2 protein-coding genes and 3 pseudogenes are annotated in these 9,071 nt (G+C 38.6%); 2 read left to right on the top strand and 3 right to left on the bottom strand.

Annotated features, from left to right (window positions below; genetic code table 11):
* Positions 1 to 129: 129 nt before the first annotated feature.
* Positions 130 to 381, bottom strand: a pseudogene (locus tag I2H52_RS09610) (23S rRNA (uracil-5-)-methyltransferase RumA); the annotation flags it as partial.
* A 165-nt stretch (positions 382 to 546) separates the two neighbouring features.
* Between I2H52_RS09610 and I2H52_RS09615 the strand changes: the two are divergent.
* A pseudogene (locus I2H52_RS09615) lies at positions 547 to 1,873 on the top strand (ISL3 family transposase).
* A 124-nt stretch (positions 1,874 to 1,997) separates the two neighbouring features.
* Here I2H52_RS09615 and I2H52_RS09835 read toward each other — a convergent pair.
* Positions 1,998 to 7,736 (bottom strand): Cna B-type domain-containing protein, encoded by a 5,739-nt coding sequence (locus I2H52_RS09835; protein WP_324252971.1) that lies wholly within the window; start codon positions 7,734 to 7,736, stop codon positions 1,998 to 2,000.
* A 347-nt stretch (positions 7,737 to 8,083) separates the two neighbouring features.
* Positions 8,084 to 8,839, bottom strand: a complete 756-nt coding sequence (locus I2H52_RS09625) for a transposase (RefSeq protein WP_229104558.1) — start codon at positions 8,837 to 8,839, stop codon at positions 8,084 to 8,086.
* A gap of 138 nt (positions 8,840 to 8,977) precedes the next feature.
* On the opposite strand from I2H52_RS09625, the pseudogene I2H52_RS09630 reads away from it, so the two are divergent.
* Positions 8,978 to 9,071: pseudogene (locus tag I2H52_RS09630) on the top strand (transposase); the annotation flags it as partial.

Raw genomic sequence — 9,071 nt, forward strand, 5'->3', positions numbered from 1 at the left:
AACCCCTTGACCAACGGACCTGAGCTTTTCAACTCTTTCTATTATACCTACTTTTTCCCCTTTGTCAAGAACTTTTTGAGAATAGCTTCATTTTTTTATTTTAGCATCTATCTTTTATAACCGGATACCTTATTTTACACTCTTCTTAATCAACTTCACGACTGCTTCTGTCCGTGCAGTGTGGGGAAACATATCAACTGACTGGATATACTGGAGATCATAAACTTTTACCAGTTTAACCAAATCTCGCGCCAAGGTCGAAACATTGCAAGAAACATAAACCATTTTTTCCGGTACATAGGTTAGGATGGTATCCAACAGCTTATAATCTAAGCCTGTACGAGGAAGGTCGACTATCAAGACATTCGCTCGGTAGCCATCACTTTAGAACAAAAAAATAGAGGTCGAACCTCTCTAAATTTAGGCTCTATAATTTCTGTAGTGGGTAAAACCACTGTAGGAATTATGGAGTCTATTTTGTTGTAGAAAAAAGGCCCATAAGACCTATAATGAAAAAGTGACCAAACCCTCATTAGAAAGAATCTTATGGAACAATTAAATTTTATCACAAACATACTTGGAATTAATGACAAAAATATTATTATCTTAGATTATCTTGATACTGGAACGAATAAAGAAGTCATTGCTAAGCTCGATTATCCTGCCTCTAAATGTCTCAACTGTCAAGGACAAATGGCTAAATATGACTTTCAAATAGAATCCAAAATCCCCTACCTCGAATGTGCTGGCTACAAGACTCTCATTCGATTGAGAAAACGCCGTTTCCGCTGTAAAGACTGTGGAAAAATAGCCGTCGCAGAGACTTCCTTAGTCAAGAAGAATCACCAGATCGCAACCATCGTCAAACAGAAAATCACTCAAAAATTGATTGAGAAAGTCCCTATGACAGCTATCTCCGAAAGTTTATCTGTCTCCACTTCGACAGTCATTCGTCAGTTACATAAATTCAAATTTAAGACTGATCTTAACCACCTTCCAGAACACATGAGTTGGGATGTGGAAACAGTCAGGGAAGTGACTGTTTCAATCGGGAGATGAAGATGAGCTTCATTGCGCAAGATTTTGATAATCTCAATATCATCGCTGTTCTTGAGAGAAGAACACAAGCTGTTATCCGAAATCTCTTTCTTCGCTATGAGCGAGCCGTTCGCTGTCAGGTAAAAATCATTACGATGGATATGTTTAGCCCTTACTATGACTTAGCTAGACAACTTCGCTTTCGAATTTCTAGGCTCAGGCTGAAACAGTCTCCCAGACTGTTTCACTCCCAAACGCTAAAATCGTTCTCGATTGCTTTCATATTATCCAGCATCTCAGTCGAGCAATGAATCGCGTACGCATCCAAATTATGAATCAGTTTGATAGAAGACCGCACGAATATAAAGCACTGAAACGTTACTGGAAACTCATTCAACAGGATAACTATACGCTGAGCAGTAAACGATTTTATCGTCCAACATTTCAGTCGCATTTAACCAATAAAGAGATTCTCGAAAAACTTCTCTCTTACTCTCAAGATCTTAGAGATCGCTATGAACTCTATCAGCTTTTACTCTTTCATTTTCAAGAGAAGCACGATGACTATTTCTTCGAATTGATCACAGGGTCCATTTCTTCTGTCAATCCAATCTTCCAGACCATTTTTAGGACCTTTTTGAGAGATCAGGATAAGATCATTAATGCACTTGTACTTCCCTACTCAAACGCAAAACTTGAGGCCACAGATATCCTCATCAAAGTCATTAAGCGAAATGCTTTTGGCTTCCGGAACTTTGAAAATTTTAAAACGAGAATTCTCATTGCTTTTAATATCAAAAAGGAGAGAACCAATTTGGTCCTCTCCAGGTTGTGACTTTTTATCAACCCACTACAGTTGACAAAGAGCCGATAAAAAATAGTCCAGAACAAATGTTCTGGACTATTTCCTTTCCAATTACTTCCTAAGAACTAACTGAAAATTAACTCTCTTTTAGAGATTATTTATTTTTACGGCTTACAAAGTACAATCCACCAGTCACTGCTATCAAAGCAAGTCCTGCAACTACTGCTGCGTTAGATGCTTTTTCACCAGTGTTAGGAAGTTGAGGTTTTTGTCCTGGTTTACCTGGTTCATTTGGTTTACCTGGTTCATTTGGTTTTTCTGGAGTGTGTGTATTTGTGATATTGAAACCTTCTACTTCAGATGTATAACCATCAACTGGAACCTCTACTACAGAATATTTAATTTCTGTACCTTGATCTTTGTAGCGATCAAGCCCTGTAAACTCATAAGTCCAGCCAGTTGCTTCTGAGGCTACCGCAGTCTTACCAGTGTCTTGACCATCGGCAAGAAGTTTCACTGTGATAGATGCTGGACGGATACCGTCTTTGTTATCTTCATCTTTCCAGATCTTCTTACCTTTTACAGATGTTTTCACTGGTGTGTATTCATTGGTAACTGTGTACTTACCATCTTTGTCCGTAGTAACTGTTGAGGTATATTCTTTCACGGCCACTTCTTTGACAGTGTACTTGATCTCTGTACCATTTTCATACTTAGGAAGTGGTTTTGATTCGAACTTCCAACCAGTTGCTTCTGAAACTTCAATTTCTTGAACGAGTTCAGCTTTTTCGCCTTCACCCTTAAAGATTTGAACTTTCACTTTATCTGCACGTTTGCCGCTTTGGTTGTTGTTATCTTTCCACACCTTAGTTCCTGAAAGAACAACTGTTTTTGGTGTGTAAGTGTTTGTCACGACCTGACCAGTTACAGAGGCTTCATAGCCAGCTGGTACGTCTACTTCCTTGATTGAGTAAGTGATTTCTTTACCAGCTTCGTATTGTGGAATATTTGTGAAGGATGCTACCCAAGTGTTGGCATCTGTCTTATCCTTAGCTGTCAAGGTCAATTTCTTACCTTCAACGGCTACTGGATCAGCATCTCCTACTTTTTTATAAAGTTGAACCGTTACTGACTCAGGACGTTTACCGTCTTGGTTGTTCGCATCGTTCCATACTTTTGTTACTTTGTAGTCGATTGCTTTAGGAGCATATTTGTTTGTGATGGTAAAGTCTGTAATCGTAGATTCGTATTCTGCTACGGCTTCTTCCGTTACAGTGTATTTGATTTCTTTACCATCTTTATATTTTGCTAATTTCGTGAATTCGACAGTCCAAGTTCCGTCTGCGGCTGCTTGAACTTCTTTCGAATCAACTTTCTGACCGTCTGCTAAAAGATTGATTGTAATCTTAGTTGGACGTTTGCCGTCTTGGTTATTCGCGTCATCCCAGTTCTTAGTTGCTTTAATGTCAACTGTTTCTGGTGAATAGCTATTTGTGATGGTGAATCCTGATGCAGCGTCACCAGTAACCTTAGAAGTGTAACCAGGAACAGTTACTTCTACTACAGTGTACTGGATAGGTGTACCGCCCTTATCAGCATCAAGATCTGTGAAGCTTCCAGCCCAACCGTTTGCGGCATTAAGTTCAAGTGTTTTACCAGTATCTTGACCATCTGCAAGCAATTTAACTGTGACAGAAGTTGGACGTTTACCATCTTGGTTGTCCTTATCATCCCATGCTTTCTTCACAGAAACTTGAGTTTTGGCTGGTGTGTATTTGTTTGTAAATACAAGATCTTTTGCTTCTTTTGAAGCTGTTGCTTTCAATTCAGTTGCGCTTACTTTTTCAACCGTTACTTCAACTTCTTGAACTGTCTTATCGTAAGTGATGCCTGTTTCAGTTCCAGCAACTTCTGAGATGGTGTACTTGTGAGTTCCCACTTGGCTCTCATCATATGAGATTGGTGAGAAGGTCACTGTTCCGTCGGCAGCGTTTGTCACTGTTTCAACAACAGTTCCGTCTTCTTTCTTCAATTCGAAACTGTATTTACCAGCTTCAAGATTTTTACCTTCAAGAACTTTCTTAGCTCCAAGAGTTACACTTGTAGCTCCTGCTGGAGTGTATTTGTTTGTAAATACAAGATCGTTCGCTTCTTTTGAAGCAGTTGCTTTCAATTCAGTCGCGCTTACTTTCTCAACCGTTACTTCAACTTCTTGAACTGTCTTATCGTAAGTGATCCCTGTTTCAGTTCCAGCAACTTCTGAGATGGTGTACTTGTGAGTTCCCACTTGACTCTCATCATATGAGATTGGTGAGAAGGCCACTGTTCCGTCGGCAGCGTTTGTAACTGTTTCAAGCTCTTTGTCGCCTTCTTTCAGAACAAAGCTGTATTTACCAGCTTCAAGATCTTTACCTTCAAGAACTTTCTTAGCTCCAAGAGTTACACTTGTAGCCCCTGCTGGAGTGTAAGTGTTCTCGAATGCTTTTTCATCGTCGTAAGTAACAGTTGCTTCAAGGGCACCTTTACCATTGTCCGCTACAGTAACTGTAGCAGTGATTGTTTTTGTGTCGTACGTGATGCCTGTAGCAGTTCCAGTTTTTTCAGCAATCTTGTAAGTGAAAGTTCCAGCTTTATCGAATTCCAAGGCTGAGAACTTAACGTTTCCATCTTTGTCATTCTTGACTGTTTCTTTCACGTTACCATCTTGGTCTGTCAAAGTAAATTCAAACTCATCGGCTTTCAACTCACGACCAGTAAGTGTTTTCTTAACTGCAAGAGTAGCTGAAGTTTTTGAAGCTCCGTAGCTGTTGTTAAATTCTTTGTCCGCTGGGTATGTTACGTTAGCAGTAAGATTCCCTTCACCATCGTCTGTAACTTCTACTATGACTTTAACTTCGAGACTATCGTATGTTACACCGTCAATAGTTTGTCCAGCATTTGTTTCAACGATAGTATACTTGTATGTACCAGCTTTAGTGTATTCGATTGGTGCAAATACGACCTTACCATCAGCAGTGTTCTTCACTTTTTGAACTTCTGAGCCATCTTCGTCATTCTTCAAGACAAACTCAAACTCATCAGCTTTCAAGGTACGACCTAAAAGGGCTTTTGTCACTTCAAGACTAGCTGAAGTTTTCTTAGTTGTGTATGTGTTGTTAAAGGTTTGGTTATTATCCTTATAACTAGTTTTGGCTTTAAGTTGGCCAGAACCGTCATCCGTTACTTCAATAGTTGCAGTAACTTGATGTGTGTCATAGGAAATACCACCTAGATTCCCTTTTGTTTCGCTAATAGTGTAAACATAAGTACCCGTCTTAGTAAACTCTAAAGCTCTGAAGTTTACTTGGCCATCGGCTGTGTTTTTCACCGTTTCAACAGTCTTGCCGGCTTTGTCTTTCAAGACAAATTCAAACTCGCCTGCCTTTAGCTCGCGACCAGTCAGCTTCTTAGTTACAGAAAGAGGAACGTTCACTGGCTTGGCTGTATATTTATTTTTAAAGACAAGCGCTTCTGGACTTCTAGTGATGGTTGCTGTTAGTTTACGTCCAAACGCTTTCTCAACTTTGATTTTGACTTTAAATTCTGTCTTGTCATAAGTTACTCCAGCTTCTTTTTCGTTATCTACTGGAATGACCTCACGGACAACATAGTCGTGTTCTCCGACTTCATCTTCATTAAAGGTAAGAGGAGTGAAGGTGATACTACCATCCTGCTTATTGGTAACTGTCTCTACTTCCTGCTCAGTGCCATTTGTAACTTTGAAAAGTTTAAACTGATACTTATTCGCCTCAAGTGGCTTCCCTTCTAATACTTTCTCAGCAACAAGTGGAACTTGAATAGGGTCAGCAGGAATATATGTATTGGTGATAGTGAAGCCAGTGTTGGCATCACCTGCGATCTCACTCTTAAAGTCTTCTACTGGAACTTCTTTTACAGTGTAGTGGATCTTACCGCCATCTGCATTATACTTCGGCAAATCTGTGAACTCACCTGACCAGTTGGTTGCGGCAGTTAACTCAACTTTTTTCTCACTCTCTTTACCATCAATAACTAGTTTAACTATTACCGAATTTTTCTCAGGTCCATTCCACTTTTTATTAACTTTTACTGTAACTTTTTCTGTATTCGTATTTGTAACGATAAAGCCTTTATCTACATCCCCAGTTATCTTACTATCATAGTTGTTAACTTTTACTTCAGCTAAAGAATATTTGTACTCATGACCGTCCTCAAGGCTGTACTTCAACAATTTGTCAAAAGTATATGACCAGCCTGTAGTTTTATCTAAGGTTACCGTGTGATCTGCATCATTCACTACCTTGCCGTCAACCAAAATGTTAAAAGTTGCGGACTCAGCTGCTGGACCAATCCACTTTTTCTCAATCGAAATCTTCTTATAAGCCTTTAGAACCCAAATACCAATAAAGTGTACATCTGCACCATCAATGGTCTTTTCTTTTTCTGTGTACCCCTTGAAAACCCATGTTCCTTCTGGAACGGTGACTTCCGTTTGCTTGGGCTGATCTGGTGTTACGGTTGTCCCATTTGGAATTTTTGATACCTTAGGTGGTGTTAGATCAGTTACCTCTTTAGGTAGAGACATTCCTGGAGTTCCGCTTTGGAACTCATGTGTTTTATTGTAAAGGAGAGTTGTTTTGACCTTATTAGAAGGGACTAGGACATTATCAACTTTCAATGTTACGGTATTTTCGATAACACCCGATGTTTTCTGCTCTACTTTTTCATTTGTTACCGTATTATATGTAACTTTTATCGTATCAGCTCCACTTGCTCGCTGAAGATACTTTTCTGCCATTTTAACAGTAACGGTCTGTCCTGATACAGTAACAGTGTAATCCGTATGTTCCGTCAAAACCTTGCCATCTGCTTCGACTTTAAGGTCTTGATAGGTTAGTCGTTCATCAAATGTATCAATCAAATCTAAGCTGTCAAGTGAGCCAATAACATCTTTTCCGGGTGTCGGTACCTTGAAAGTTCCCGTATAAGTGATCTTCTGTCCTTTTTTAGCTGGAGCTTGTGTGGGGTCAACCGTTTTAACTGGTGCCGGAATCTTTCCTTCTACAAAAAGTCCAAATACTGCTGAGCAGTAGGCAGTTGACTGGTAGCCAAATTCTAAACTATTGTTAACCGAACGAACAGCTAGACCACCAACATTGTAGGAAGCATCGCCGTCTGTTCCTTTAGTAGCTCGCCAAATTGTTTTGTCGCCACTTACTTCTTTTTTGAGAGCATTTGCGGTATTCATTACCGTCTTATCTACTTGGGATGTATAGTTTTTAATATAGAATGATTCTGTCCCGTCAACAGTCACATCCACATCAGATGGGACCATTACAAGCTTCAAATCCGTATTTGATCCGTCTGAATATTTCAGCTCGGCCGTTACATCTGCGTCAATCCAATAGGCATGGTCAATTATATCATTATGGGCTGCATCCACATATGGGATATTTCCAAGTTCAAATGCCCCATTTTCCCAAATCTCTGAAACATTAAAAAACTGGACATTTTTCTTAGTAGGATCCTTCAGTGATGCTTCACCTAGTGTTGTATTATTATAATGAACTGTCACACGATTAATGGTTAGATAAGCATCAACCTTTTTTCCATAAACCTCACCAACATTTGAAAATTTTAATTTTAAAGGTTGTTCAAATACTTGAGTGCTTTTATTGGTTTTATCAACTTTGAGGGTAAAATTCTCCATAGGTTTATGATAAATCTGACCACTTAAAGATTGGTAGTAAGGATTATTCAATCGTGCTTGATTAACAGCATTCGATTTTGAAATTACCTCCATATTATTCACATTTAAGTTAAATTTATATGTATCTAAATGTGCAAGGTCAGTATTATCTTTAATTTCTTGCACAGCAAAAAAAACTTTTAATCGGTAATAAAAGGAATGTTAGAATAAGACATAGCATTCCAATAATAATCTTTTTATATTTAGTTTTGAATTTCATTGTCACTCCTAAAATATTTACAGCAAAAAATGATACCTAAGATTATTATAACAGTAAAAATAATTTTAAGCAATAAGTTTGTTACTAAAAAGGTTAATCTTTTCAAATTTTATTAAATAAAAATATATCTACAGCATTTTTGCTAATTTAGCTTTGGATACAGATTAATAATCCTCTCAACATCCCGTATGTTTGACCTAGTTCTTGATAATCTCTAAAAGCTGTTACGCCCTTCAAATGTCTCCTGATAGTTCTAATATTTTTCAGCACGTACTGAAAAATCATCCTTGACTTTACGAAGGACTTTCTTGAGTTTCCGACGCTGGGTTTTACGTTCATCCTTTCCTTTAACGGGTGTCTCCTCCATGTCTTGGTTCAGTTTTTCCAATTCTTCTTCAAGGACTTGAGCGAACTCGGTCAACTGTTCTGAGGTAATCGATTCTTTTTCATCCAGCGCAATCGCCTGATGGATCAGGGGAGTGATTTCTTCTTGAAAATAGGCCTGTATCTGTTCTTGAAGTTTGGCGGAAAACTTGTCCGTTGCCTTTTTCCACACGAAACTATACTTGTTGGCGTTGGCTTCAATCTTCGTCCCGTCAATAAACAAGCAATCTAAGGTCACTAACTCTTCCATTTTTAAACGAAGATTGAGGTCGATGAACAGATCACGAATGAGTTCTTCCATCCCTTCAGCGATACGAAAACGATTGATAGTACGATAGCTGACAACCAACTGTCCTGTTAGGTACTGCATAGCGAGATTTTCAATCATCATTTTTTCAATTTTTCGACCAGAGAAGATCCCTTGTGAATAGGCAAATAGAAGAGTAGACACAAGCATTTTAGGGTGATAAGACGGGCGACCAAAGGCATGATAGAAGGTTTGGAAGTGACTATCCTCCAAGGTATTCACCACTTTTTCAATCGTAAAGACAAGATGGTCTTGTGGCAAGAAAGAACTGATTTCTAGTGGTAAAGTTGTTTGATTTGTGTTATAGTGAACATGCATGGGATAGCCTTTCTAAATGGTTTATTAAGCAATTCTATTTTACCAAGGCTATCGCAACCATGCAAAAAAGCAACGGGAAATCTGAACTGCACCCCAAAAGTTAGACAGAAAAAATCTAACTTTTGGGGTGTTTTTACTATGAAATTAACTTATGATGATAAAGTTCAGATCTATGAACTTAGAAAACAAGGATATAGCTTAGAGCAGCTTTCAAATAAATTTGGGATAAACA

The organism is Streptococcus oralis (genome assembly GCF_015561235.1).
GTDB classification, from domain to species: Bacteria; Bacillota; Bacilli; order Lactobacillales; family Streptococcaceae; genus Streptococcus; species Streptococcus oralis_BK.